The organism is Paenarthrobacter sp. NPDC089714 (assembly GCF_044748905.1).
Classification (GTDB): domain Bacteria; phylum Actinomycetota; class Actinomycetes; order Actinomycetales; family Micrococcaceae; genus Arthrobacter.
Genome location: NZ_JBIVGX010000041.1, coordinates 1 through 1,758, shown reverse-complemented (window position 1 = coordinate 1,758; position 1,758 = coordinate 1). Strand labels below are relative to the sequence as shown.

The 1,758-nt window shown below is 63.5% G+C and carries 2 protein-coding genes; one reads left to right on the top strand and one right to left on the bottom strand.

The genetic code is table 11. The features are described from left to right. Positions 1-103: 103 nt before the first annotated feature. Positions 104-481 carry a nuclear transport factor 2 family protein gene (locus ACIPY3_RS23165; RefSeq protein WP_400337905.1) on the bottom strand — a complete coding sequence of 126 codons (378 nt, stop codon included), beginning with the start codon at positions 479-481 and terminating at the stop codon, positions 104-106. An 82-nt stretch (positions 482-563) separates the two neighbouring features. On the opposite strand from ACIPY3_RS23165, the gene ACIPY3_RS23160 reads away from it, so the two are divergent. Beyond that, positions 564-1,520 carry an RNA polymerase subunit sigma-70 gene (locus tag ACIPY3_RS23160; protein ID WP_400337902.1) on the top strand — a complete coding sequence of 319 codons (957 nt, stop codon included), beginning with the start codon at positions 564-566 and terminating at the stop codon, positions 1,518-1,520. The last annotated feature ends 238 nt before the right edge of the window (positions 1,521-1,758 follow it).

Here is a 1,758-nt window from a genome sequence, read left to right as displayed (position 1 = left end):
ACTGCACCCGGGAGGGTGTGGGAGAGTAGGACACCGCCGGACAACACTTAACAGGAGCCCCGACCACGACGGTCGGGGCTCCACACCTTTAACACCAACTACCTCACGCCCGGATGACCTCCCCACGCGCCAGCGCGAAGGGAAGCCGGTCAAAGAGGATGTGGATCTCCGTGATCAGGCCACTCTGGACCCTATAGAGCTCGGCCCCCGGAGCACTGGCAACAGCGCTGCTGCTCGTGTCATACATGAGCATCGCCTCAATGGCGTTTCCGTGGGCCGCGAGAAGCCGTGATCCCGTCAGCGTTGCCGCGAACGGAGCCATGAAGGCGCCTATGGCTGTACTACCGGTCAACTTTCCCGCCGGCGTGTGGCAAACAGCATCACCTGCCAAGTAGGTCGTCGCGGTTTCCAGGTCGCCCGTGGTCCACGCGCGGTGGTACGCCATCGCAATGCCTACAGCAGCTGTTTCGTCCTGGGTCATGTCCTGGTCCTTTCAGGGAGGGTTACACCTATGGAGACACCGCAGGGAACCCGATCGGAACGGCGGCGTGCCAGAATGACGTGTGGGCTCCACACCGCTCGAGGCCGCCAAAGCAGGCGATGAAGTAGCTTTCGCTGCCCTCGTCCAGCCCTATCGCCGTGAACTTCATGTGCACTGCTACAGGATCACCGGATCCCTGGACGATGCAGACGACGTGCTTCAGGAGGTGCTGCTCGCTGCCTGGAATGGACTCCCCGGTTTTGGTGGGAGGTCGTCGGTCCGGACGTGGCTCTACCGGATCGCAACAACCAGATCGCTCAACGCCGTACGCGATCGCCGTCGTAGGCCACACCTTCAGCCGGCGCCTCCTTTTGACCCACCGATGCCAACGGACACTTTCGATGTGCCGCATCTGCAGCCGTATCCCGATGCGCTGCTGTCCGAACTGGACCCGGCCGCCCGGGCCATTGCCCTGGAGAGCATAGAACTCGCGTTTGTTACGGCTCTCCAACACCTGCCGCCGCGCCAGGCCGCGGCGTTGGTTTTATGTGATGTCCTGGATTTCCCCATACCTGAGACTGCGGACATGCTGGGCACAACTTCGACGGCGGTCAAAGGGCTGCTTCAGCGTGCACGGGCTGCGACACCAATGCCTGAACCCGTGGCCACTTCAGCCGACAGGGACCCCGTAGTGCGCAGGTTCGCCGACGCTTTTGCCCGTGACGACGTCGACGCCATGGTGGCGCTGCTGACCGACGAGAGTTGGCTTGCCATGCCGCCGGCGATGCACCGTTACGTGGGCCAAACCGCCGTCGGAAACTTCCTGAGGGCCAGCGCGGCTGGCCGGCCCGGTGGCAGCTACGTGCTGGCGAGGACGCAGGCTGGCCGCCGGCCGGCCTTCGTTTGCTATTTGCAGGGGCGGGCGCGTGGTCTGCTGGTGATTGAGCCCGACACGAGTGGCGAGAAGATCGCTTCCCTGGTGCGGTTTCTCGACGACGGACTGCACAGAGCAGTTGGGATGCCGGACCACCTGGCATAGCGGCGCCGGTTGTTCACTCCCCAGCGGATGTACGACGGCGGTTTGGTCGCCCACTGGCGGTTGGGGGCAAGCGAATACCCCTACTCACGGAGTAGACGGCAGGGGCACCAGTGCGGCCAAAGTATCCCAGGAAGACTGCCTGTGGGGTGGATTTGCGTTGGGGGTTGGGGGCGTGTATTGTTTTCTGAGTCGCCGGGAGCGAAACGGAAAGCCGGAAGGTGTGTACGGTTCGGTTGGC

Bases quoted from the DNA above. Each gene is read 5' to 3' on its own strand.
- ACIPY3_RS23165 (WP_400337905.1), bottom strand. From the start codon at position 481: ATGACCCAGGACGAAACAGCTGCTGTAGGCATTGCGATGGCGTACCAC.